Source organism: Vibrio nomapromontoriensis (assembly GCF_050337205.1).
GTDB classification, from domain to species: Bacteria; Pseudomonadota; Gammaproteobacteria; order Enterobacterales; family Vibrionaceae; genus Vibrio; species Vibrio nomapromontoriensis.
Window position 1 is genome coordinate 164,162 of sequence record NZ_JAKJSS010000009.1, and the last position, 25,240, is coordinate 189,401.

The 25,240-nt window shown below is 43.1% G+C and carries 24 protein-coding genes; 11 read left to right on the top strand and 13 right to left on the bottom strand.

Annotation, left to right across the window (positions count from 1 at the left end; translation table 11 throughout):
* Positions 1–120: 120 nt before the first annotated feature.
* Together L4D05_RS11750 and L4D05_RS11755 are read right to left on the bottom strand one after the other, a co-directional pair.
* Positions 121–732 carry a Crp/Fnr family transcriptional regulator gene (locus L4D05_RS11750; RefSeq protein ID WP_428754495.1) on the bottom strand — a complete coding sequence of 204 codons (612 nt, stop codon included), beginning with the start codon at positions 730–732 and terminating at the stop codon, positions 121–123.
* A 266-nt stretch (positions 733–998) separates the two neighbouring features.
* Positions 999–2,441, bottom strand: a complete 1,443-nt coding sequence (locus L4D05_RS11755) for a PTS transporter subunit EIIC (protein WP_428794102.1) — start codon at positions 2,439–2,441, stop codon at positions 999–1,001.
* A 474-nt stretch (positions 2,442–2,915) separates the two neighbouring features.
* Here L4D05_RS11755 and L4D05_RS11760 point away from each other — a divergent pair, with 474 nt between their 5' ends.
* From L4D05_RS11760 to L4D05_RS11770, 3 genes are read left to right on the top strand one after another with little or no spacing between them, the layout of a single operon-like run.
* The gene (locus tag L4D05_RS11760; RefSeq protein ID WP_428794103.1) at positions 2,916–3,734 is read left to right on the top strand and encodes an HAD family hydrolase; all 819 of its coding nucleotides are present in this window, start codon (positions 2,916–2,918) and stop codon (positions 3,732–3,734) included.
* 26 nt (positions 3,735–3,760) lie between these two features.
* Complete coding sequence (locus L4D05_RS11765) at positions 3,761–4,123, top strand: YidH family protein (protein WP_428754492.1); 363 nt, start codon at positions 3,761–3,763, stop codon at positions 4,121–4,123.
* Between the two features lie 13 nt (positions 4,124–4,136).
* Complete coding sequence (locus L4D05_RS11770; protein WP_428754491.1) at positions 4,137–4,448, top strand: DUF202 domain-containing protein; 312 nt, start codon at positions 4,137–4,139, stop codon at positions 4,446–4,448.
* 154 nt (positions 4,449–4,602) lie between these two features.
* On the opposite strand, the gene L4D05_RS11775 is transcribed toward L4D05_RS11770, so the two are convergent.
* Positions 4,603–6,459 (bottom strand): ABC transporter ATP-binding protein, encoded by a 1,857-nt coding sequence (locus L4D05_RS11775; protein ID WP_428754490.1) that lies wholly within the window; start codon positions 6,457–6,459, stop codon positions 4,603–4,605.
* Between the two features lie 519 nt (positions 6,460–6,978).
* Here L4D05_RS11775 and L4D05_RS11780 point away from each other — a divergent pair.
* Together L4D05_RS11780 and katE2 are read left to right on the top strand one after the other, a co-directional pair.
* Entirely contained in the window at positions 6,979–7,974 is a 996-nt protein-coding gene (locus L4D05_RS11780) for an arginine deiminase-related protein (protein WP_428794104.1), read from the top strand.
* A gap of 168 nt (positions 7,975–8,142) precedes the next feature.
* Complete coding sequence (gene katE2 / locus L4D05_RS11785) at positions 8,143–9,594, top strand: catalase KatE2 (RefSeq protein ID WP_428794105.1); 1,452 nt, start codon at positions 8,143–8,145, stop codon at positions 9,592–9,594.
* 164 nt (positions 9,595–9,758) lie between these two features.
* Here katE2 and L4D05_RS11790 read toward each other — a convergent pair whose 3' ends face one another.
* Positions 9,759–10,676 (bottom strand): permease, encoded by a 918-nt coding sequence (locus L4D05_RS11790; RefSeq protein WP_428754487.1) that lies wholly within the window; start codon positions 10,674–10,676, stop codon positions 9,759–9,761.
* 309 nt (positions 10,677–10,985) lie between these two features.
* Between L4D05_RS11790 and L4D05_RS11795 the strand changes: the two genes are divergently transcribed.
* Entirely contained in the window at positions 10,986–11,168 is a 183-nt protein-coding gene (locus L4D05_RS11795; protein WP_428794106.1) for a hypothetical protein, read from the top strand.
* Positions 11,169–11,177: 9 nt separating this feature from the next.
* Here the strand turns inward: L4D05_RS11795 and L4D05_RS11800 are convergent, their stop codons facing one another.
* Positions 11,178–11,552, bottom strand: coding sequence for a YybH family protein (locus tag L4D05_RS11800; protein WP_428754485.1), 375 nt, complete (start codon positions 11,550–11,552; stop codon positions 11,178–11,180).
* Between the two features lie 107 nt (positions 11,553–11,659).
* On the opposite strand from L4D05_RS11800, the gene L4D05_RS11805 reads away from it, so the two are divergent.
* Positions 11,660–12,526, top strand: coding sequence for a LysR family transcriptional regulator (locus tag L4D05_RS11805; protein WP_428794107.1), 867 nt, complete (start codon positions 11,660–11,662; stop codon positions 12,524–12,526).
* 185 nt (positions 12,527–12,711) lie between these two features.
* Here L4D05_RS11805 and cspE read toward each other — a convergent pair whose 3' ends face one another.
* From cspE to L4D05_RS11820, 3 genes are all read right to left on the bottom strand, one after another.
* Positions 12,712–12,924 (bottom strand): transcription antiterminator/RNA stability regulator CspE, encoded by a 213-nt coding sequence (gene cspE, locus L4D05_RS11810; RefSeq protein ID WP_102468123.1) that lies wholly within the window; start codon positions 12,922–12,924, stop codon positions 12,712–12,714.
* 247 nt (positions 12,925–13,171) lie between these two features.
* Positions 13,172–13,387 carry a hypothetical protein gene (locus L4D05_RS11815; RefSeq protein WP_428794108.1) on the bottom strand — a complete coding sequence of 72 codons (216 nt, stop codon included), beginning with the start codon at positions 13,385–13,387 and terminating at the stop codon, positions 13,172–13,174.
* Positions 13,388–13,458: 71 nt separating this feature from the next.
* A complete protein-coding gene (locus L4D05_RS11820) occupies positions 13,459–14,037 on the bottom strand; it encodes a TetR/AcrR family transcriptional regulator (RefSeq protein ID WP_428754482.1) in 579 nt (192 codons plus the stop codon).
* A 145-nt stretch (positions 14,038–14,182) separates the two neighbouring features.
* On the opposite strand from L4D05_RS11820, the gene L4D05_RS11825 reads away from it, so the two are divergent.
* Entirely contained in the window at positions 14,183–14,365 is a 183-nt protein-coding gene (locus L4D05_RS11825) for a hypothetical protein (RefSeq protein WP_428754481.1), read from the top strand.
* 38 nt (positions 14,366–14,403) lie between these two features.
* Here L4D05_RS11825 and L4D05_RS11830 read toward each other — a convergent pair whose 3' ends face one another.
* From L4D05_RS11830 to L4D05_RS11840, 3 genes are read right to left on the bottom strand one after another with little or no spacing between them, the layout of a single operon-like run.
* Positions 14,404–15,600 (bottom strand): hypothetical protein, encoded by a 1,197-nt coding sequence (locus tag L4D05_RS11830; protein WP_428754480.1) that lies wholly within the window; start codon positions 15,598–15,600, stop codon positions 14,404–14,406.
* 37 nt (positions 15,601–15,637) lie between these two features.
* Entirely contained in the window at positions 15,638–16,846 is a 1,209-nt protein-coding gene (locus tag L4D05_RS11835) for an anaerobic sulfatase maturase (RefSeq protein WP_428794109.1), read from the bottom strand.
* A 17-nt stretch (positions 16,847–16,863) separates the two neighbouring features.
* Entirely contained in the window at positions 16,864–18,396 is a 1,533-nt protein-coding gene (locus L4D05_RS11840; RefSeq protein ID WP_428794110.1) for a sulfatase-like hydrolase/transferase, read from the bottom strand.
* A 403-nt stretch (positions 18,397–18,799) separates the two neighbouring features.
* On the opposite strand from L4D05_RS11840, the gene L4D05_RS11845 reads away from it, so the two are divergent.
* The 3 genes from L4D05_RS11845 to L4D05_RS11855 are packed head-to-tail and all read left to right on the top strand — an operon-like array spanning position 18,800 to position 23,216.
* Positions 18,800–19,441, top strand: a complete 642-nt coding sequence (locus tag L4D05_RS11845; RefSeq protein ID WP_428794111.1) for a TetR/AcrR family transcriptional regulator — start codon at positions 18,800–18,802, stop codon at positions 19,439–19,441.
* A 12-nt stretch (positions 19,442–19,453) separates the two neighbouring features.
* Complete coding sequence (locus L4D05_RS11850) at positions 19,454–20,827, top strand: MFS transporter (protein ID WP_265676017.1); 1,374 nt, start codon at positions 19,454–19,456, stop codon at positions 20,825–20,827.
* On the top strand, positions 20,817–23,216 hold the full coding sequence (locus L4D05_RS11855; protein ID WP_428794112.1) for a glycoside hydrolase family 3 C-terminal domain-containing protein: 2,400 nt from the start codon (positions 20,817–20,819) through the stop codon (positions 23,214–23,216). The genes L4D05_RS11850 and L4D05_RS11855 overlap by 11 nt, the downstream gene beginning before the upstream one ends.
* Before the next feature lie 125 nt (positions 23,217–23,341).
* On the opposite strand, the gene L4D05_RS11860 is transcribed toward L4D05_RS11855, so the two are convergent.
* Together L4D05_RS11860 and L4D05_RS11865 are read right to left on the bottom strand one after the other, a co-directional pair.
* Positions 23,342–24,067, bottom strand: coding sequence for a nitroreductase family protein (locus tag L4D05_RS11860; RefSeq protein ID WP_428794113.1), 726 nt, complete (start codon positions 24,065–24,067; stop codon positions 23,342–23,344).
* 52 nt (positions 24,068–24,119) lie between these two features.
* Positions 24,120–25,178, bottom strand: coding sequence for an acyltransferase (locus L4D05_RS11865; protein WP_428794114.1), 1,059 nt, complete (start codon positions 25,176–25,178; stop codon positions 24,120–24,122).
* Positions 25,179–25,240: the final 62 nt, after the last annotated feature.

Genomic DNA, 25,240 nt, shown 5'->3' on the forward strand with positions numbered 1-25,240 from the left:
TCGTAACATAATCTGAAATGACCACCGTGCGGTCACTCCAAAAACACGAAATAATTGATGTATTTTTATAAAGTTAATTGCGTTGTAGGAAAAAGTTAGATCTTTATACGTCCGCACTGCTTATAGCATGGCAAGGCGCATTCTTTCGTGATACAGCTTTTCAATATCAAAGGATTTTTGGGTGTTTTTCCCTTCCATAAGGTGGCTGGTTTTTAATTTTTTACTCACACGAATAACGGTTTCTGTCGAGCACCCGCAGTGAGAGGCAATTTCACGGTATGTCCAATTATAGGTGGAGTCGACCTTGACCAAATCGATCATACTGTCGATGACTCTGAGTTCTACGCTGTGACTTGGCATTTTTGACAGGCGAATTTCGGCATGGCGCAACTCGGTTGCCATTTCGCTCATTAGAAAACGGACGAAGTTGATGTTGTTTTGAAAAAAGGCATCAAGGTTTACGACATGAATTTTTGTCAGGGTTACATCCGTTAACGCTTTCGCGCCTACGTGGTACGTTTGACCGGAAAGAAGTGTGCGGTAACCAAAATACTGCTCACATGAGTAGACTCGACTGAGTACTTCTTTGCCGTTGAGTAATAGTCGATTTAGCGCGACCAAGCCATTGTCGATGAAATAGAAGCAGTCGGCGTTATCATGTTGAAGATAAATGTCTTCGCCCTTAGAAAATGTGACTTTGCGAAACTCGCAACAAGCCAAATCAAAATCCATTTATTTACTCCTATGATTCCCTATTTAGTGTCACTCTGATGTTTGCATATTATTGGTGTGCTGTCTGTGTCTATCGCCATCCTTTGAAGCAGTATTTTGAAACGTTCATTCTAGGAATAACTAAACGACCGATATGTTAGAGAGTTAGTGCGGTAAGTTAGTGCGGTAAGTTAGCGTTAGAACACCGACGATATTTAGGATGGGCGTATGTATAGAAAAAACCTCCCGAAGGAGGCTTTAGTGCAGCAACCTACTTTGAGTTGCTGTTACGTAGCAGCTTTCTTAAGACTATCCGCCTCTTTTTCCGCTTCTTGGAGATGTTTTGCTCTCATATCTTCCGCAATCATTTCTGCTGATGTGCCAACAATGATTTGTACAGTGGTTGGCGTAGGACGAATGACACCAGCGGCCCCAAGGCGTTTGCAAGCGGCGTCATCCACAAGGTCACTACTTTCTAGCGTAAGACGCAAGCGTGTCATACAGCAGTTGATGTTTTGAATGTTGGTGTAGCCTCCAGCTGCGGCGTAGTATGCGCCCGCCAGTTCGTCATTGTTGGTGGTTGTTTTTACCGATTCAACGGCTTCTTCATCATCTTCACGTCCTGGTGTTTTTAAATTGAAGTACTTGATCGCAGCCGTAAAGGTGACGAAGTAAATGGCGAAGTATGCTAAGCCTAGGGGGATGATACGAATAGGGTTCGTAGAAAGGTTCCAGTTGAGAACATAATCAATGAAGCCCCCAGAGAAGCCAAATCCATGTTTGATGTTCAATAGGTCTGAAATAACATAGGACATGCCCATTAAGATAGCGTGCAGCGCAAACAAAATAGGTGCGGTGAACATGAATAGGAATTCAATGGGTTCAGTGATACCTGTCAGGAAGCTGGTCAGTGAAATAGAGACCAGCATGCCGACAAGTGCCTTACGACGCTCTTTCTTCGCTGTCGTGTAAAAGGCTAAACAAACCGCGGGTAAGCCAAACATCATCACGACGTAGCAACCTGTCATGAACGCGCCAGCCTCTGGATCGCCAGCAAAGAAGCGTAATTGATCGCCAATGATCTCAGTACCCGATGGGTCGGTATACGAACCAAACATAAAGCGAACAATACTATTGAGGATATGATGCAAACCAAACGGGATAAGAAGACGGTTCATTGCGCCGTAAACAAACAATCCGGGTTCGCCACTTTCAATCATCCACATGCCAAAGTTGTTGATCATTGCGCCAATAGCAGGGAAACCGTGACCGACAATGAACGCCATGACGATTGAGCATAATGCCGTTACGATCGGTACAAATCGTTTACCACCAAAGAAGCCAAGCCAATCAGGCAGTTTGGTGTCTTTGAAGTTGTTATAAAGATAACCCGCCATGAGACCCGCTATTATCCCTGACAACACGCCCATTTTTAGGTCGGGTGTGATGGTTTTCGCACCTTCCAAAATAATAAGGTGTGCGATAACACCGGCAACGCCAGCGGTACCGTTATGATCTTTTGCTAAACCAACGGCAATCCCAACGGCAAACAGCATGGGTAGCCCACCAAAGATAGCGCCACCAGAGGCTTTTACAAAAGGCAGGTCGAGTAAATCTGGCGACCCAAATCGCAGTAGCAGTGCGGCAACGGGCAACACAGCGATTGGCAGCATTAATGATGCCCCTATTCGCTGTAGCTGATTAAGTATGCCGGAGAGAATTTGTTTCATAAGAACCTCCAGTTCCATTCATTATTCGATCAAGTCCTGACATAGAAATTGTATTTCTACGCAAATATTTTCTAGTTATAGGTATTGCTTGTTACGTAGTATTTCAAAGTGACAAATTGCCGATATGACAGCGGTCATAAGTGGAGGTCTGTCCAATCAAAGATGTGACTTTGAGCGCTTTATTGAGTTTCTTGTTATCAGAATTAGCCGACAATATCGCACTTATTGGTAGCAATGTTTAGCTTATGATCGCAGTCATACCTACTTTTAATTGGACCAAATATAATCGTGTGGTCGTAAGTATTCCTCGGCGGTTTTGGGACTAATAATTAGCGAGAATGATAGGTGTGGTGCAGGTGCTGTATACCTATTAATTCGTTGACCAACGCGTGTGTTTACTTAGTTTTTTGATGCCGCGTTGATATCCATGTCATGGATGTTGCTTGGATCAATCGTAGTTATAGGGAAAGCGCTATGTACAACTATCAGTCTGTTGTGTTCGACCTAGATGGAACACTACTTAATAGTCGCCATCAGATTCTGACCGAAAACAAAGCCGTCATCCAAAACTTACAATCCGCGAATGTTGATATCTACCTTGCAAGCGGCCGGCCTCATCAATTGATGCTGCCTTATGCTCATGAACTCGGTCTAGATACATCATTGATTTGCTGCAATGGGGCGTATTGTTTCGACGTAAAGTCGAATGCCATTATTCATGGACGCCCTGTTGAAAAAGGGCGCCTGAGTGCGTTACTTATGTTTTGTCAATCATTAGACGTCGCGGTGAGGATCATCAGCCCGAAGCATATTTACTTATATCAGGCAGCACCAAGTTTTCAGCAAATATCTGAGTGGGAGCGGCAGCGCGAACCGGATGCCATATCCACCTATCAGCAAGTCACAGAGAAGCAGTTCATCTCATTGGCGCAATCATTGACGATCTATAAAGCAGTGGTTGAGACGGAGAACCTCGCGGCACTTAAAGAATTACATGCGTATTGTGATGAACATGAATTAAATTTCACTCAATCGTGTCATACGATGGCGGATATTACGACTCTCGGTACGAACAAAGCGCAGGCGTTGAGGCAGTTATTACAAGCTAAGTCATACGATGTCGTTGATACGGTTGCTTTTGGTAATTACAGCAATGATATGGAGCTATTGGCTAGTGCTGGGTTGGGGATTGCGATGGGAAATAGCCCGTTAGAAGTCAAAGAAATCGCCAATATTGTGACAACCCACCATGATGAGTCAGGAATTTACGATTCGCTTTGTCTTTATTTTTAAATGCTAATATTGAGCAAGGATAACCATTGAAACACATAAAACCGTCTAACTGGAGAAGCGAAGGGCAGGCACCTGATTATCGGTTTTCTCTGGCTAATGAACGCACGTACTTATCATGGATTCGTACTTCTTTGGCGTTGCTTGCTGGCGCAGTGGGAATTGAACATTTGGTCCCCGAGTTTGCTGATTCTAATATGAGGTTGCTGTTGTCGGCGATACTTTGCGTGATGGCGGCAGCACTACCGTTGTTGGCTTATATACGCTGGGCGTCCAATGAACGCGCCATGCGCAACGGTCGGGAACTGTCGTATTCGGTCGCGATCAAGGTCATCAGTATTATCATCTTTCTGGTCGCGATGTTGGTTATTGCCATGATGTGGTTGCCGTGAGGCAGAGGTAGCGATGATGATAAAAGATCCTGGACTACAGCTAGAGAGAACAGTATTGGCATGGTTTCGAACTATGTGGTTGAGCCTGTTACTAGCGATGGTAATGATGAAGTATGCAATCACTAATCAGCAACCTTCTTTAATGGTTGGCAGCGTTGCTTTAGCGGTGTTGAGTCTGTTGTTATTTGGATGTGGTCATTGGCGTGCGAGAAAGTTTCACTATGAGCAGCACCAAACATCAAATAATGAGGCTGGAATTAAGAAGTGTATCGCATTATCGGTTTTGCTGGTCGCGGTGGTGACTTTGTGGCAATTGGTCACTTAAATGGTGTTAGTGACTCATGCTATGCACGTGTAGTGAATTGGGAACCTGCTTCGCTAAATAAAAAGAAAGCCACCCATGTTTAGCTAATATCCGTGACTGGCAGCTAAACTAAGTGGCTTTGTTCGTTATAGCATATTGAGCGAGCCTAGGTGGACTACGCTACTCCTTCCTGTTCTACGTCATCCTCTCCGCAAATAAACCCACCGGTTTGATGCGCCCAAAGCTGCGCGTAAACGCCTTTTTGCTTAATCAACTCTTGGTGTGTACCTTCTTCAAGGACTTGACCCTGATCTAAAACAATCAAGCGGTCCATCGCAGCAATAGTTGATAGGCGATGCGCAATAGCAATCACGGTTTTGCCTTCCATAAGTTCATTCAGGCTTTCTTGAATTGCTGCTTCAACTTCAGAATCAAGCGCGGATGTTGCTTCATCGAGGATCAAGATCGGCGCATTTTTAAGCAGGACTCGTGAGATAGCAATACGTTGTCTTTGTCCCCCAGAAAGTTTCACGCCTCGCTCACCGACTTGAGCATCGTAACCCACATTACCAAACGGGTCAGTGAGGGTTTCGACAAACTCATTGGCATGGGCTTGTTTAGTGGCCGAGAGAAGATCTTCTTCAGTGGCATCTGGACGACCATACATGATGTTTTCTCGGATAGAGCGGTGCAACAGCGAGGTATCTTGCGTGACCATGCCAATTTTGCTGCGTAGAGAATCTTGTGTGACCTCAGAAATCGTTTGACCATCGATTCGGATCTGACCGCCCTCGACATCATGGAAGCGAAGTAGCAGGTTAACAAGTGTTGATTTCCCTGCACCAGAGCGACCAACAAGCCCAACTTTCTCTCCCGGTTTAATGTTGAGATTTAAGTTGCTAATCACGCCTTTATTCTCACCATAGTGGAAGCTGACATTATCAAACTCAATACCGCCTTGGTCGACGACAATCGGCTTAGCATCAGGCTTATCTTGGATAGCGATAGGCTTAGACATCGTTTTGATGCCATCGACCACGGTACCCATGTTTTCAAATAACGCACCCACTTCCCACATGATCCACATCGACATGCCATTAATTCGCAGCGCCAAACTAATCGCGATGGCGATGGCACCAATTGTGATGGCGCTTTGCATCCATAAATAGATGGAAATGCCAGCGATAGAGAACAATAAAATGTAGTTAGCAAGCTGTACACAGACATCAAACCCTGTCACTAGGCGCATTTGCCTGTGAACGGTATCGAGAAATCCGTCCATGCCTTCTTTGGCATATTCTGTCTCTCTTTTACTGTGTGAAAAGAGTTTGACGGTAGAGATGTTGGTGTAGCTGTCTACGATTCGTCCTGTCATCAAAGAGCGAGAATCCGCTTGTTCTGCTGCTACTTTTTTCAGCTTTGGGACAAAATAAAGCTGGATGCCAATATAAGCGAATAGCCACAAGAGCATTGGCAGCATTAACCAAAGGTCGGCCTGTGCCAAGATAAACAGCATGGAGGTAAAATACACCATGACATAGACAAAAACGTCAGCGGTTTTCATCACCGTTTCGCGAACGGCTAATGCCGTTTGCATCACTTTAGTAGCGACTCTTCCTGCAAAATCATCTTGGTAAAAGGACAAACTTTGCTTTAACAAGTAACGATGCATTTGCCATCGTATAGACATGGGGTAGTTGCCAAGCAAGGTTTGGTGAGTCAATAAAGAGTACACCAAAATAAGGGCTGGCATGACGAGCAGAATAACGAGTCCGACCCAAAAGAGTGTGCTTCCGTTTTCTGCCATAAAGGTTTCGGGTGTGCTGGCTGTTAGTAAATCGACCAGTTCACCCATGAAGCTAAATAATGCCACTTCAATAATCGCGACAGTGGTACTGAGTAGTGCCATTAGAATTAATGGTTTTTCGAATCCACGAGTAAAGTGTCGACAAAAAGCAAAGATGCCCTCTGGCGGTTGCTCGGGCTCCTGCTTTGGAAAAGCTTTTGTGAAAGATTCAAAGCGTTTAAACATGATTCACCTAGGTGCTATGAATGCTCGACTGCATTCAGAATAAAATGACGAACTCTCGCCACAATAGGCAGAGAGAAGCCTTTAGTAAGAATTTGTTTTTAAGCAGTTTTTATTTTACATGGCGAAGGTTCCATTTCGCTGAAGAGCACATTAAATTTATGACGAAATTGCAACGCCGACGAAACGGATAGTATTACAAGATTCAAAGGGCTACGAAATTAAGTGTATAACTTTCAATCAACTGGCTCAAGTTGTGTCATTAGATTAGTTTGAATATGAAACAATATTGTTACGTTATTGTAGACGTATCAAAGAAAAATGACGGAATCGGTGCAAACTAGTTGACGATTTTACTGACTTGCTTGGATATTCAGTAAATACGTCTGAATAAAGTGAATAATGCAGTTAATGAGTGGAGTCTTTGATGTCAAATAGGGTTGAATTCAGTTAATTGATAATTAACATTTTGCTTACAATTCAAAAATCGTTGATGAAGTTTGTAGAATGAGTGGACTCAATATGAATCAAGGAACAGCTTTACATCTAAAATGGCCCCGTCAATCAAAGTTACAACGCTCGGTTCAAAATGCGAATTGTGTTGTGATGGTGCCCCCTAAAGAGTTCGGTTTTAATGCTGAAACAGCAAAAGATAATGAATTTCAACAGCCAGTGACGATGGACTCGGTTGCTGTCCGCGCTGCTGCCATGGGCGAGTTCAACACTATGGCAGCTGCGCTGCGTAAGGTTGGCGTGCAAGTTGTCGAGTTTGATTACCCGACATCAGACCAAGAAACGCCCGATGCTGTGTTTCCGAATAACTGGTTTAGTACCACGCAAGATGGGGCGTTTTATACGTTTCCAATGGCGTGTAACAACCGCCAGCATGAAGTTCGCCCTGAAGCGTTAATGAGATCCTTACGCGCCGCTGGGCGAGTGGTAATCGCAACAGATTCCATGGAAAGCTACGCCAAGCAAGGCGCTTATTTAGAAAGCACAGGTGTGATGGTTAAAGATCATGTTAACCGAACCATCTATGCGGCTTTGTCTCAGCGCTGTGAAAGAGAGGCGCTGGAGGATTATGCTAAGCGTATTGGTTACCATCGCGTGGTCTCTTTTCAAACGGCACTCCCATCTGGACAGCCGATTTATCACACTAATGTGATGATGGCCATTGGGGAAAATTTTGCTGTTATTTGTGCAGACCTGATTCCTGAATATGAGCGCCGATTCGTGATTAAATCTTTGGCTAAGTCTAAGCAAGTGATTACCATCAGTGAGCATCAGATGAATCATTTTTGTGGCAATATTCTTCAGCTGGAAACGGTGAATGGAGACAAAGTGATTGCTATGTCACAATCGGCGTATGATGCTTTTACGCCTTCACAAAGGCAGCAATTGAGCACGCATGGAAAGCTACTCCCTTTCGACGTTTCTACTATTGAGACCGTTGGTGGTGGAAGCGTGCGTTGTATGCTGGGTGAAATTTTTCTGCCATCGCGAGTGAAATCTTTGTAAGCGTTACTTTGAATGATCATTCGTTTGAATGCCCCATGCAAATAACTTCCGATGGTTCGATAGATTTCGCTTATCGAATTAATAGCGAGATCCCGTTGTCTATTTTCATTATCCGCGTTTATAGTAAGTGTATTCAATCGGCGATGATTTGATCACTAAGGATGTACTATGACTAAGAAATTAACGACAGCGGCAGGTTGTCCTGTTGCACATAACCAAAACGTGGCTACTGCTGGTAAGCGTGGCCCGATGTTGCTGCAAGATGTCTGGTTTTTAGAAAAGATGGCGCATTTTGACCGCGAAGTGATCCCCGAGCGTCGTATGCATGCGAAAGGCTCTGGGGCTTACGGCAAGTTTACCGTAACCAATGACATTACTCAGTACACCAAAGCGGCTATTTTTTCAGAGGTGGGCAAAACAACAGAGTTGTTTGCTCGCTTTACCACGGTGGCAGGTGAGCGTGGCGCGGCGGATGCTGAGCGCGATATTCGTGGCTTTGCGTTAAAATTTTATACGGAAGAAGGAAACTGGGATTTAGTCGGTAATAATACGCCGGTATTCTTTTTGCGCGACCCACTCAAATTTCCAGATCTCAATCATGCGGTTAAACGCGATCCACGCACCAATATGCGTAGCGCAGAAAATAACTGGGATTTTTGGACGTCATTACCTGAAGCATTTCATCAAGTCACCATTGTCATGAGTGACCGTGGTATTCCCGCCACCTACCGTCATATGAACGGTTTTGGTAGCCATACCTTTAGTTTAATTAATGCTGACAACGAACGTGTTTGGGTGAAATTTCATTTCCAAACACAGCAAGGGATCAAGAACTTAACGGACCAAGAAGCAGAAGCGTTAGTAGGACGTGATCGCGAAAGTCACCACCGTGATCTATACGAAAGTATTGAAAATGGTGAGTTTCCAAAATGGACGATGCAGATTCAAGTTATGACGGAAGCACAGGCTAATGCGAGTGAGTTTAATCCGTTTGATCTTACTAAAGTATGGCCTCATGGTGATTTCCCACTGATCGAAGTGGGTGAGTTTGAGCTTAATCGTAACCCTGAAAACTTCTTTGCTGAAGTAGAGCAATCGGCATTTAATCCGGCGGCAATTGTTCCGGGAGTCGGTTTCTCGCCTGATAGAATGTTGCAAGGTCGGTTGTTTGCTTATGGTGATGCCCAACGCTATCGTTTAGGCGTAAACCATCATCAGATCCCGGTTAACGCACCACGTTGCCCAGTACACAGTTATCACCGAGATGGGGCGATGCGTATTGATGGCAATTATGGCTCAACAAAAGGCTATGAACCTAATCAGTATGGTGAATGGGCAGAGCAATCTGAGTATGCTGAGCCAGCGTTAGCCATCGAGGGAGAAGCGGGTCATTGGGATCACCGAGAAGATAGTGATTACTTTACTCAAGCTGGTGATCTCTTCCGCCTAATGACGAAAGAAGAGCAACAGCGCTTGTTTGAAAATACCGCTCGTTCGGTAGGGGCTGCCTCTAAACCTATTCAGCTCAAGCATATTTGGCATGCATTGCAAGCCGATCGTGATTATGCGGAAGGTCTTGCTTCTGCATTGAATATCGATATGGCTGAAGTGGAGGGTTAGCAATGAAATGGTTGGAGAGAGTATTTCAGCTGGATCATGTCTTTTTTACCATTGACAGTCGAGTGGTGAAAACGTCTATGCAGCGTCAATATTGCTCTTGTTAAAGTGACTTCTATAGAAATGCCCGGGTACTATCCCGGGCATTTATTATATCGGCTGGTCAATTAGAATAGGAATTGGTAGAGAAAACCAGCACCAATCGCCATGCCTAGTATGACGACCAAAAATGCGGCAATCATAGTGTTTTTGAAAATAGATTTAAGTAAGATGACCTCAGTTAAACTTGCTCCTGCACTGCCAATAATCAATGCCATTACCGCGCCAAGACTCATGCCTTTTGCCGCCAATGCCGCACTTAGTGGAATGACGGCTTCAGCTCGAATATATAACGGAATCCCGATCACTGCCGCAACTGGAATCGCAAACGGATTGTTGTCGCTTGCGACGCTCGCCACGAATTCTGTCGGCATAAACCCGTAGATCATGGAACCAAGCGCGATACCTCCAACGAGATAAGGAAGTACCTTTTTAAAGTCTCGCCATGTGCTGTTCCATATCTTGCGCCACTTGTTAATCGCTACCGCTTTTCCTCCGCAAGTGCTGCCACAGCCTTTAGGTGTTGGCTCACTGTATGCGTCGGCTTTGACATATTTTTCGAACCCCAGCTTTTCTAATGTGAAACCTGCGAGTACTGAAACACCCATTGCGACTACAAAATAGAACAGTGTTACTTTCATCCCAAATGTCACTGCGAACAAACCAATAATAATAGGGTTCAATAATGGACTGGCAAATAAGAACACCATCATGGTACCAAACCCTGCTTTGGCTCTAAGAAGGCCTTTCAGGAAAGGAATGGTTGAACAAGAGCAAAATGGAGTAATTGCACCTAGCAACCCGGCAACAACGTACCCTTTACCATTTTTTGCACTCAAGATGTTCTGGATTTTTGACGGTGGAATATATTCTTGTAGTACGCCAACAAGGTAACTGATCAACAGAAAAAGTATGGTGAGCTCTACAGCTAAGAAGATGAACATGCCTAGTGTGTCCATCACCATTTGTTGTGTAATTTCGAACATGGGGTGGTCTCTATATTTCTGGAATTTTCGAAATATAAGCTTTCTCAATATCGCTGTCAAAGGTTATTTCGGTAAAAGTCGAATTATTAAAATGCGGCAGTGATCAATTACCGTATTGGGGTGGTAACTGAAATGAAAAATTATATTTTTATTCAATGTATTAGAGGAGGCGGCGCTATATCTTATAAGGCATTTCAATGGGAGTGAGTCATTCATTATTCACTTTTGATCTAGATCAATTATGTGGTTTCTAGTGATGAAGTTTATACTAAAGCAAGATTGGTAAGGAAACCGTTGAAAAGGAATTGTATGTTCAAAGTAATAGCGGTGGCATTGGTGTTAGCAGGTGTGGTTGTTGGCGCAAAATACAATAGGGAAGTTAATGAGGTACTGGACGTTGAACGCTATGAGTATGCCATGGATAAAGTGCTTGAAGGTCATCTTGTTTTTGAACAGCTGAGTGAAGATCTCACTCAGCTGTTTGAACCTTAATTGAGCGGGCTATCGCTCTCCCTGAACTTCGAAATCATCGCTAATAAGTCGTGCTTTACCGTCATTTTCTACTACCCACAGTTCACGATGAACGACGCCGAAGGCTTTATTCATTGTCCAGTTTGAAGTCAATATATAACCATTTTCGCCGTGAGCTTGCCACTGCGTTTCTGTGTATTCAACCTCATTAAAGCCTTGATCCATAATGTTTTGCCAAAATGCTTGTATGGCGTCTCGGCCTTCGAACGTCCCAAAGGGGCGAGCATGCATGATACAGTTCTCGTTATATTGCGCAGCACAACCTTGAGCATCGTGGTTGTTAAATGCTTTTTGCCATGCAGCGATGCCTTGTTTGCAGGCGTTGAGTGTTTGATGGTTTGACATAATAAGCCCTTACCTAAATATTGGAATACGGGTCTAGCATAGCGCTATGATTAGTCTTGAAAAATAGCTATATTAAAAAGGAATGTTTAATAAAACAGAACAATAAAATGAATCGTCTAAGACAAATGTCCATCTTCGCTCATATTGTTGAAGCGGGATCTATTTCAGCAGCCGCAGATACATTAGATCTGTCAAAGTCGGTTGTGAGTCAGCACTTAAAGGCTCTTGAAACAGAATTAGGTCTAACGCTACTTAAGCGTACGACACGGCGACAGGCGCTCACAGAGGCTGGTCGTAGCTTTTATTCCCGTTGCAAGGATCTCAATGGCATTATGGATTCAGCTTGGGCGGAGGCTCAAGAGCTGGTAACAGAGCCAACAGGGCGAGTTAGGATAACAGCACCAAATGCTCTCATGGAGACACTCATAACGCCGATTATTGGTGACTTAATGCAGCAATACCCACGGTTGGAGCCAGAGCTGATAAGCAGTGACCAACATATTGATTTTTATGAGCATGATATTGATTTGGCGATCCGGGTAGGGCAGTCGAAAAGCAGCAATTTAAAGCAGCGACGTTTGGGGCAGTTTCGAGATGTGCTATGTGGGGAAGCGTCGTTGGTGTCCAGTACGGCGTTTGATGACCTCAATTATATCTCGAATCACTGGCAAGGTAGGCACATCCATCATGTGTTTACTAGTAAGACGGAAGCAAGTAAGGAGTACCACACAGCGGCTAGATGCATGACTAATTCATTTCATAGCAGCTTATCATTAATCACTCAGGGAGCAGGTATAGGCTTGGTGCCTGATTTTTATTTACCATTGGTGAGTCCAAAACTCGTGCCCGTATTACCAAACCATCATTTGCCGCTAAATTCGATTTATGCGCTTAATCCATTTAGTCATAGCGTACCTATGTCAGTAACGGTATGTACCCAAGCAATCGAACAGCAACTCATCAAGTTAGTTTGATTGAACTTAAATTCTAGAAATACGGAAATATTTTAAGTAAGACTAGTGGGAAAGTGTACGTTTTTAGTATTTGAGGATTTTTAAAGCTAGGGTTAGCTGAAGAAATTGTTAGACGTAACGAAGTGGTGTAACTAGAAGGGATAAAAAAGTGGCGCAAACAGTAGACTGTTTGCGCCGCTCTTAAATTAGATAGCTACTACGTTTGCAGCTTGTGGGCCTTTTTGGCCTTGCTCTACTTCAAAAGACACTTTTTGGCCTTCAGCAAGAGTTTTGAAACCTTCAGAAGCGATAGCACGGAAGTGAACGAATACGTCAGCACCGCCGTTGTCTTGAGTAATGAAACCGAAACCTTTCTCTTCGTTAAACCATTTTACGATGCCAGTAGTTTTGTTAGACATGAGAGCCCCTTAATATATTTAATTTCATAAAGTTATCGCGAAATTGCGATGCGCTGATAGCTCGGAATTATTTAATGTTACGATGAAGCAAGGGAAACACTGAGGATAACAACACTAACGTGGGCATTCTAAGGCTTTACTTTTACTTGATGTTTCATTAATAACTCTGTTCAACAGAGCGAGACAAATCATACCCGACCCCTGTGGTAAGTAAAGCGTTATTTTGGTTTTTTCGGAATATATTTCACTATATTTTCCTGCGTAGCGTTGTTTTTGCGTGCTTCTTGATGGGGTTGTGATTGTAACTGCTTGATTGTTTTCGGTAATTTGATGTCTTCTCTAGTGGCCAAGTAAAGCGGTAGTGAAGAGAAAATGATGATGGTATGGCCGAATTTATCGTGTGGATAGCCGCCACAATGCCAGGGAGTACCGATTCTTCGAGGCCTTTTAGAGTGTTAGTCATGGGGAGACTCGTTATCTGCAGGTTGGAAGCCACAATGAGTGATGCGTATAAAGGTTAACAGACAGTTTATGCTAGCGAAGATAGTGATGAGACAGGGTGTGGGTTTGTTTGGATGCGGGTGGATAGGTGCGACTGACAATGAGTGAAATCACGTCATCATAGTTATGCGGACTTTTTGTCAGAGCAATCGTGGCGAGATCGATAATTGGGCTGAATAGCAAACAGCTCAACCCGTCACTCGTCAAGCCTACTCGTAACGCGGCAGCGGATACATGGTTATTTAGCTCAATTTTAGCGTCGGTGAACTCACCATGGAGTAAGTGGTACGCACTAATATGGTTTCTTTGTTTAAGGTAGGAGAAGTGTTGAGGGTGGCTTAATAGGTGGTAGAACAGGTTGTGACAAATCGTGAAAATAGCATCATATTTGTCATGACAGGGTTGTAGCATCGCAGTTATTAGCTGATTTTCGATGTCATAATCGGCATAGTTAAGCATGTCAGTTTTGCTGTTAAAATAGACATATAGATTGCTCGGAGTCATACCTGCTTTAGAAGCAATGACGGGTATGGTCAGCTTATCATGACCCACTTCACTGACAACATCGGCAATCGCATTGCTAATTGTGCGAAGCTTTTTAATTCTATTCACATTGATATCCGAAGTGTTACACAAGAACTATTCTTAAAAGTTTGCTGATAGTAATAAATTGGTCTATTCAATCATCTATTTTTATTGGAAAAACAATGAAATGTGAACTTACATTATAATAATTATTATTAATGTAGAGGTATATATGAGTAGAATTTCTTTATTACTGTCTGTGCTTGTAATGAGCCTGTCGTTTAATACGAGTGCCCAAAGTGAAAGCAACGGCCAGTTACCTTGCATCAAAGATGGCTACTTTCTAGGTACAATGTCCGAAGCTAGCTGTAAGGACGTTGAAGGCCTTACAGTAGAAAATTGGACAGATTACTAGGGAAGTGACCGCTGCCATTCACTTTGTGAGTGTTATTTTTAGAAGAACATTTTAGCGCCGAGGCCAAACTGTGTTTGGTCGTCGGTGGCCATGCGTGTTACGGCAAATAACCTCAGCCCTTTACTATAGTTGTAAGCGAGATCAACAATGGCGAATGTGCCTGTTATGTCGTTACCCACAGAGACTAGAGGTTCAAAACCATTTTTGAAGGTATAACGAGCCATCGCGGTTGCGCTGAGTCCAACACCATCCTCATACACCATACCTGCGCGCTGGAAGCCAGAATTTTCTAAAGTATCATCTAGGCTTTTACCGTCATCCATGTTCGAATACGATAAGTTTCCGGCTAAGTACCATGCTCCGGTTCTAATATAACTGCTGACAGCGTGGACGAGATTTTCATGATTGGCGTTGTGGTATTGATATCCACCGGCAGCCGCGCCTCCAGTACCAAAGCTATCACTTGGAGCGTCACCATACTGTGTGGCAAAGTGTTCATTTGTGACGTCATAATAGATGCCCCAGCCATCAAATCCACGTGCGTATGGCGAGAACGTATCGTAAGCGAATGTCATTCCCCATGTGCCCTCTGTTCGTGCGGGCGAAGCCGCGTGGACTTCGTAAACTGGCGATTCTGGTCGGTAAACAGCACGTACTAACCACTTGTTATCCCACTTATTGTGGTAGAAGATTTTGGTGCCATCATTTTTAGCATTAAGTTGTAGTTCAGTGAGGCCAAACATGTTGTATTGATCAAAGATGGTTCCTGCGCCCCATTGTGTTACTTGTTTTCCGACAGTAAGTGCGCCAAGTGTTTTGTGTTCAAAACCAATTTGAAGTTGTTCGAAGTAAATAGGGTCTTGATTTAGAACTGGCGTATTGTAGTCTCGCTCCCAATGCATTTTGTTTTGTTCGAAGTCACCCGTCACCCATGCTTCAGTAATAAAACGGAAATTTTCGGTAAATTCATAGTTACCATTTACTTGTACTTTTGCTTTTATCGCCGCGCCCTTATCTGAGCCATCAACGGCATTGCTAATAAATGTGGGCTTAATTAGTCCTTTTACTTCCCAGTTGCCAGCTGCCTTAGGTAGAGGTGTAGCAAAACCATGTGGCGTATTGACATGTGAGAACCATGTTCCTTGGAATCCGTCATTCAATCCCGATGTTTCAGCCAGTACGGAATTAGAGCAGAGTGCGATAGCCGTAATTGTGGCTAAGGTTGTATATTTCATAGTAACCCCAAAATTGTGTTTGATATATTGAATTAAGTTAATTGTTGCTAATTGTTTTTTTTATATCTTCCGCATTTAGTCCAAGTTCAAATGCGTTTTTAAAAGTAGGTATGTACTTTTCTATATGTAAAAATATCTTTTTATATCCATTACAGAAGTAGTTTTTATTGGGAATGCCGGAGGAAGATAGTTCAAATCTATGCTTCGGGCATCCTCCATTGCAAATAGATAAGAAAGGGCATGTGTTACACTCGGTTGCCATATTAGTTTTCTTATCTGACCCAAATTTAGTTGCTTTGGGTGAGTTTGCTATATTTTCTAGTTGTTCGGTATGTATATTTCCTAGTTTATATTCTGGATAAACGAAATGATCACATGAGTAGGTGTCACCATTTAATTCCAGTGCGAGTGCATTGCCGCATTCTTTTTCGAAAACACATAGATTTCCAGGTTCACCTAGCATTTTACCTAGCGTATTTTCAAATGTTTGAATAAAAACCTCACCCAGATCATGCTTAATCCAGTGATCAAACATCGTTGTGATAAACTCGCCATATGCCGATGCGTCAACGCTCCATGGTGCAACAGTGGCTTGACTCATATCCGTTGGAGAAATAAGTGTAAGCCCGTCCTTTGTAGGGGTGTTCGCAATTCGTTCAACAAGTGGTGTGAATTGGAAGTGTCTAGCGCCAATAGACTTGAAAAACTCATAAACCTCAATGGGTTTGTCGACGTTTGCTTTGCTTACTACGGCTAAAATATTGTAGTCAATGTTGAATTTATTAAATAGTTCTACCGTATTGATTACTTTACTAAAGGTGGACTTTTGAGAGCGACTTTTACGATAGCTATCATTAATCTCTTTCGGACCATCTAATGATAGACCTATCAAAAATTCATGTTGTCTAAAGAAATGACACCATTCTTCATTAATCAATATGCCATTAGTTTGTAAGGTATTGGAAATTAGCTTTCCGTTAGCGTACTTATTTTGAAATGCAATGACCTTGTTGAAAAATGCAAGGCCCAATAATGTCGGCTCTCCACCTTGCCAAGAAAAAAGAACGTTATTCCCTTTCTGTGCTTGAATGTATTGCTTGATATAGATCTCAAGCGTTTTATCATCCATACCTACCGTTTTGTTCCTTTCTGGGTATAACTTTTCCTTTTCCAGATAGAAGCAGTAATCACAATCAATGTTGCAAAGTGAACCTGAAGGTTTTGCGGTAACGTGAAAGTCTGACATATTGGGCCTGCTAGCGTTTATCTAAGATCAAATAGTGGGGTGACTTTTTCACCTAAAGAAGCATCGTATTCTTGCGCTTCTTTCACCATCATGGCGAGCACTTCTGGATTTTTCTCTGCGACATCTAGCTTTTCTTCTTCATCATTGATCATGTTGTACAGCTCTGGCTTTTCCAGTTTGTAACCAGAGTAATTTTTCGGGTCACTTCCGTAAAAGACCACTTTCCATTCTTGATTTCTGTATGCTTGCATGTTGCCTTTGTAGTAATAAGGCATAACCGTGCGTACACTTGGCTTCCCTTCCAAAAGCGTGGCACTTAAATCAACACCATCTAGGTCTGTGTTTGGAAGTGTTGAGCCAGTTAACGCCGCAACCGTTGGTAAGATATCCATTGCGGAACCAATATCGTTGACGACTTTAGGTTCAATTTGCCCTGGCCAGTAGAAGATACCAGGTACACGAGCCCCTCCTTCAAAGGTACTGTTTTTGCCATTTCTTAGTGGAAGGGCAGAGCCCGCATGATCGCCCATTTGTAACCAAGGGCCATTGTCTGATGAGAATACAATGAGTGTATTCTCATCGATATTGTACTTCTCTAGCGTTGCAACAATTTCACCGACAGACCAGTCAATTTCCATCATGACATCCGCATAGAGTCCATGACCACTTTTTCCTTCAAACTCAGGAGAGACAAACAGCGGCGCGTGGTTTTGCGTATAAGGTACATAAGCAAAAAATGGGTCATCTTTATTGTCTTTAATATAATCTTTTAGACGAGCGGTAATATTTTGTGTATGCATTGCTTGATTTAATGGACGCTCAACAACTTTATCGCTATAGACTCCGTTATTATTATTGGACTCCATAACAGAAATATCCCAATATTCGTCTTTAGGGTTTTTTAAAGCCTCATATTTTAACGCCATATCCTTTTGTAATGCCGCGCCTACTTTTTTGACAGTATCCCAGTCCTTCTTTTCTTTCGCTTTGGCAATTTGAACAAATGCACCTAATTGTTGTAGGCGAGGTAAACCGACGGTGAAGTTCATGTCATTAGAAGCAATGGTTCCATACCAGTGCTCGAATCCATGTCTCGTAGGGTACGAAGCCTCAGTATTGCCTAAATGCCATTTACCAAACATTGCGGTTTTATATCCATTGTCTTTCAACATGGTAGCTATGGTGGTTTCTGTCGCCGGAAAGTCGTTTTGATTTGGTTCCATCACCACCGGAATTTCTTTGCCGTATAAACCGGTTTTAGTACCAAGTCGTCCAGTAAGTAAGCTGCCTCGTGATGGAGAGGAAACTGGCGAAGTGACATAGAATTGGCTCCAACGTTGACCGCTGTTAGCAATCTTATCCAGATTTTCAGTCTTATATGGTGCGCCTTGCGTGCTCATGTCTGCCCATCCCATATCGTCAGTAAAGAAGACAATGACATTGGGTTTTTCCACGGCTTTAGGTTGGGCAAATGCACTCGGTACTGCCGACATAAGTGCTAATGCGATTCCTGTACTGATTGCCTTTCGGCGAAATGAAGGGGTGTTCATAAATCGTCTTCCTTTACCTACAACTTTACGGATGAGTCATAACACGCTGTGCTGTGCTACATGTGTAACAGGAACAATAGCACACGTGTAACATGGTAAAATGTGACATGGATCTTTGCGTGCGATGATGACTAGTAAGTTGTTTTGTATTTGTGAACTGAATCATCTATTGATTAATTTGCCAATTAGTGATGTTGATTTAAATTCAATTAAATCAAATACTTATACATTGATCTCGTGTGCCATATGAGTCGAGTTGATGTTAATGAATGGTGATTTTTCATGCTCTGGATCTCAATTTGGTATGGTAATTATGCTTGGATCACATTAATTGTGAATGCCGCTATTCAAAATGATGGTACACGTGTAACACTGTCGCTAGTTTGATTGCTGAGACAAAAATATGACATACACAGTAGAAGAGACCAGACATAGAATTTTAGCGATTTCTCAAGAATTGTTTACTCAAAATGGATTCTATGACACACAAATGACGGACATTGCTAAAACCGTGGGAATCAGCCGTACGAGTTTGTATCGCTACTATAAGGACAAGTTCTCATTAGGATTGGCTATTTTAGAAACCGTGATTTCATCGGAAATGTCGATGGAAAACTTGAACACGTTGTCAGACAGAATTTCCGGCAGCCCAACGGGACTAAAGAAACTGGAAGAGTTTAGCTTGTTTTTTTGGGCTGAAGATCGGTTTGACAAAGTAGAACGGTTTCTGGCTGAGTTTGATGGTTACTTTACGAGCCAGAGATTAGATAGTGAAGATATTGATAAACTAAAAGCACAAACAGAAAAGAACGCAACAGGATTACTTATTAAGTCTTATATTAATGAGGGAATTGTAGATGGATCAATTCAAAGTAAAGTTGATTCTCATTTAGCGAGTGTCACCATTATTAATACTATCCGAAGTTTAAAGCATCGATTGATTTTACGTGGGGATACATTAGTAGAAGTCTCACCAGAATCGCACAATGAAGTGATGAAAACAGCGATTGAATTTGTACTTCATGGTTTGAAAAATAATAAATAACAGGAAATTATTATGACCAGTCAAACAGCGACAATTTCGGATCATAAAGAAGATCTAGATGTTATTCCAAGAAAGCAAAGTTTCTCATTTACTGCCGCACTGGGTGGGCAAAATATAATATTTGGTATTCAACTTAGTTTTTTAATGTATGCGTTTACGGATATTCTAGGTTTATTGCCAGCGGCTGTCGGTACATTAGTTCTCGTCGCGAGGTTATGGGATGGATTTAATGATCCTCTTATGGGCATTCTTGCAGATCGAACGAATACGCGATGGGGAAAATTTCGTCCTTGGTTACTTTTTGTGCCAGTCCCGCTCGCTATTGTCACGACGCTTTGCTTTTACAACCCGGGCTTTTCTTATACCGGTACTTTGATCTATGCCTATGTCATTTATATCTTGTGGGGCATGCTATATACACTGACCGATATTCCTATTTGGGCGTTGTCTACCGTGATGACAAGAAGCTCATCGGCGCGTACCAAGATGGTGAGTATTGCTCGTTCTTTTTCGACCATGGGAATACTTGTTCCGACCATTCTTATTCCTGTATTGGCTGAAAAGTTTTCTCCCGAGGATCCCAGTCAAGGTTACTTCTATTCAGTTGCTATATTCGCTGTACTCAGTGTGCCGCTGATAACGTTAGCATTCTTTGGAGTAAAAGAGCGCTTAGTCGTTAAACGCCCAAAGATTCGCCTATCTGATACGGTAAACGTATTTAGATCCAATCGCCCATTGCAGTTAGTATTTTTGACCATGCTTTGCTCATCGCTAACCGCAGCCCCTGTTTCCGCAGTGATCTATTTCGCGACTTACAACTTAGGTGATGCAAAACAGATGGGGATTATTAGTTTAATCTCGATGCTTGGCATGATTATAGGTATGGCTTTTACTCCTATGATGATCAAGCGTATTCAAAAGAAAGGCGTCATCATTGCGACCTCTATTTTACGTGTCGCTCTGCTCAGCCTGTATTTCTATCTCGGTTATGATGACCTGATTACGGTTTATGTCATGACATTCGTGCTTGCAACATTGAACTCTCCTTTCCTTGTCCTTCAGCCCATTATGGTGGGTGATTCTGTTGATTATGCCGAATGGAAAACGGGCATTCGTTCTGAAGGGGTGGCATTTAGTTGCATGACATTTGCAAACAAAGTCATCACTGCTCTAGGTGCGTTTGCCGTTGGTCTTATTTTGTCTATGACTCACTACGTTGCTGGCACTAGCCAAACGCAAGAAGCCATGGATGGAATCTTTTTGGCGATGACAGTTCTGCCAGCGATCAGCTGCGTATTAATGCTTATTCCTATCAAATTCTATTCACTAACCGACGAAAAATTGGCTGAAATATCAAAAGAATTGGAAGTAAGAAATGAAAAATAGACAATCAATTCAAAAAGAAGTGAACGAGTTGCTTACTCAACTCACTCTAGAAGAGAAAGCCAGTCTGTGTTCAGGCAAAGACTTTTGGCATTTACAAGATATAGAGCGTTTAGGTATTCCATCAGTCATGGTTACGGATGGCCCTCACGGTCTTCGTAAGCAACAAGGAAATACGGATCACCTAGGCTTGAGTGCTAGTGTAAAAAGTACCTGTTTTCCAACAGCAGTGACGTTGGCAAGTTCTTGGGACGTTGATCTTATTGCGACTGTCGGAGAATACTTGGCGACAGAAGCATTAAAGGAAGATGTGAGTACTTTACTTGGTCCAGGTATGAACATTAAACGCCACCCATTGTGCGGACGTAACTTTGAGTATTTTTCTGAAGACCCTTACTTGACAGGTCGACTGGCTACTTCATTTGTTAATGGGGTTCAAAAGCACAACGTTGGCACGAGTGTGAAGCACTATGCTGTTAACAATCAAGAAACCAATCGAATGGTCATTGATACGCTAGTTGATGAGCGGACGTTGCGTGAAATTTATCTTCCGGGCTTTGAAGATGTGGTTAAAAATGCCCAGCCATGGACCGTGATGTGTGCGTACAACCAAGTCAATGGGGAGTTTTGTAGTGAGCACAACCGACTCTTGAATGACATTTTACGTGAGGAGTGGGGCTTCGAAGGTTTAGTCGTGACCGATTGGGGCGCAATGAACAATCGTGTCGAGGGAATAAAAGCGGGCTTGGATTTGGAAATGCCTGGCTGCGCAGGACTCAATGATATTCGAATTGTTGAGGCTGTGAAAGATGGTTCACTGGATGAGAAGGCACTAGATCGAGTTGTTGAAAGAATATTGGCGCTGATTGTGAAGTCTAAGCGAGCGATTACTTCTCATGAACAATTCGATATTGACACTCATCACCAAATGGCTCGTAAAGCCGCTGGTGAGTCCATGGTGTTATTGAAGAATGACGCGAAGACCTTGCCACTATCGAGCTCAGACACGGTGGCGGTTATTGGTCAGTTTGCCAAAACGCCACGCTATCAAGGTTCAGGCAGCTCACAAGTCACGCCGACGAAAGTATATTCTTTGTGTGACGCATTAAATGAAAAACTCAGTGCAGAGGTGCGCTTTGCAGCAGGATATCGAGAGTCCGGTGAGCTAGATGCTGGTTTGATTTCTGAAGCGGTGGAGTTAGCTCGAAGTGTCGACAAAGCAATTGTGATGGTTGGCCTTCCAAATAGCTATGAAGCAGAGGCTTTTGATCGTATTCATATGAATTTACCTGAATCTCATAATGCATTGATTGAGGCGGTTCATCAGGTCAATCCGAATGTCATCGTAGTGTTGAGTAATGGTTCTCCCGTGACGATGCCTTGGATTGATAAAGTACCCGCAATTTTAGAAAGTTACTTAGGGGGACAGGCAAGTGGAGGTGCAATTTGTGACATTCTGTATGGTGATGTATGCCCTAGTGGTAAGCTGGCAGAAACGTTCCCTCTGACATTAGAAGATTGTGCTTCAAACGCCAATTTCCCAGGTCTTCCTAAGCAGGTTGTTTATAAAGAAGGGTTGAATGTTGGCTACCGACATTTTGACTCCCATTGCGTGAGCGTACTGTTTCCGTTTGGACATGGCTTAAGCTATACCGATTTTTCTTATCATAATGCCACGGTAGTTAGCCAAACAGACGAGCAGATTGTGTTTTCGGTTGAGGTGACGAATAGCGGCTCCGTAGCTGGTAAAGAAGTGCTTCAGCTGTATATTGAGAAACTGAATAGCCAAATTGAACGAAGTAAACAAGAGTTGAAAGCCTTTGAGAAGGTAGACTTGCAACCGGGAGAAAGCAAAACCGTAGAGTTCACTTTGGATCGACGAGCGTTCTCATTCTTTAGCTCGGCGTCAAAACAGTGGGAAGTCGAAGCTGGGGAATATCATATTCATATTGGTGCCTCGTCACGTGATATACGAGATAGTGTTCTAGTGACATTGGTTAGTGACTATATCGTTAAGCCACTTGATGCGAGTAAACGCCAAACAGTGATGACAGATCAGCAGTTTGAAGCGCTACTAGGCAGAACGATTCCGGCTCCACAAACCATGACACCATTTACCGAAAACTCGACACTCAAAGATATTCAAAGTACCTGGATGGGTCGTAAAGTAAATCAAAAAGTGGTGGAAAACATGGCAGGGTCGTTTGGTCCAAATAAGCCTAGTGAAGCGGTACTGTTAATGGTTGAAAAAGCGATTCAAGGTATGCCGTTGCGCTCTTTAGTATTACTAGGTGGTGGGAAGTTGAAGTTTGAGCAAATTGATTTTCTAGTGAAATTATTGAACGGGCATTACATACGAGCGCTGGGTATGTTCCTAAAGCGTAAGAAATAACGACTTAGCGTTTAGTTTCGAAGGGATGTAATGGTAAACACCTTATCATTGCACAACGAATAAAGGCGAGCATTTGGCTCGCCTTTATTCGTTAAACGATGCAAACTATTTTCGCGCACTGGATATCAATGCTCAAACACAACCTCAGACATGGGAACGCGGTGGCGCTCACCATAGACACCGTCATCGGCACGTACACCGCAGCTGATGATCATAGTGATTTCATGGCGCGGATCCATCCCAAGTAATCGTTTGGCACGATGTGAATCAAAGCCTTCCATTGGGCAAGTGTCATAGCCTTGCTCGCGCATAGAGAGCATAAATGTCATGGCCGCCAGTGCGGCACTTTTGTGTAAGCACACACGAACATCTTCCTTACTCACCTCTCTTACCATTGGTTTGTTGCGACCTATCCAAAAACTAAACAGCTTACGAGCAACGCCTCGCAGACCCACTTTATCGTTGTTGTACAACGTGGGAATGAGCGAGTCGTAATATTTCAGCGCACGTTTGGTTGTGCTGTCTTCGCGGCCAGCGAAAGCGGCGCGGACTGTTTCGGCGTTCATCTTTGCACGTTGCTGCCAAATGTTAGGCGTGACGGTTACCACAATAAGTTCATTTGCCGTTTTCGCCGCATTTTGTCCCATGCAGATGTCAGCCAATTGGCGTCGTTTGTCTTCACTGATAACACGATGAAATGCCCACATTTGCATGTTGCTGCTGTTTGGGCTGAGTGTGGCGAGCTTAAGCGCTTTCTCAACTGATTGATGGTTAAACTCTGCTTGGGTATCGTATTTACGTACCGAGCGTCTTGAGTTAAGGATGTGTTCTAGAGGTGTGGGCTGAAGCATATTAAAGTGACCGAACAGGGAGTTTGGTCACTTTTTATCAGTTATTTATTGTCTACACAAGTTGCTTGGAAGACGGTGCTTTAAGCTTTCTAAATGAAGTCATTGATAATGGCGTCTTTTCAAGGAGAACGGCAATGAGTGGAGTGATAATGAGTGTTCCAATAAGAACAAACGTATCTCGGGCCATAAACTCGATTCCGTGTAATCCCACCAAATTATTGAGTCCAATAATCACGCTGAAGTGTACGACATACATAGGTAACACCAGCTTTGCGAGTTTATGGACGATGGGGTAGTTGCCAAGCTGTGGCTTACTTTGTAGCCATAGGAAGATGCCTGTCGCCCAAAATACAGTACCAATTAAAAAATCATTACTATTAAATACCTGTCCCAATTGGTGTAAATAAAAGGCTTCTGAATAATGCAAAATCATACCGAAAATAGCCAAAAGTAGCGCTTTTGAAGTGGATAGTGTCCAGTGACGACGTCGAATTTCAAATCCTATAGCGACCATTAAGAAGCTGAGAAAGGGACCATTTCGCGTGAAAATCGCGGTTTCGTCGTGAGTAATGACCTGATAGCTGCCGGCGATGAGGCCGTAGGTGTAAATGATGGCAGCAAAAGGAATAAGCAAGGTTCGGCAATGGTTATCAACAAACCATGCGATCATTAATACAGCTAAACATAACGAAGGCAAAAACCATAAGTGCACTAATCCACCCTCAAAAAGGGAGTTGAGCGGATTCTGCATCAGGTAGTCCCAATATTGCTGGCGTTCAGCAAGATAGCCAAACTCACTGACAGTGGCAAGGTTAAAAGGGGTAACCAGATAGGTCACGCTCCATATTGCCCAAATGACCATAATCGGGTTGCAGTAGGCCCGTACCGTTCGGTAGGGGGTCTTGTTAAGTTTTGGCTGTATCAAATAACCAGCAATGATAAAAAATAAAGGGACAGCAAAACGAGCAGCCTGGTTAGTGAGATAGTTGAACCAAGGTTCATCATTCACCAAGCTGTGGGTTAAAAACAGCTGACAATGGATAGAGATCACGGCAATTAACGCAACGATTCTCGCTAATTCAAAACTACTCATTATCTTATTATTCGGCACACAACCCCCTAGTAAACGATGAAGAGAAAACGGTAGCGCTTCCGTGAGGCATTGTCTCATGC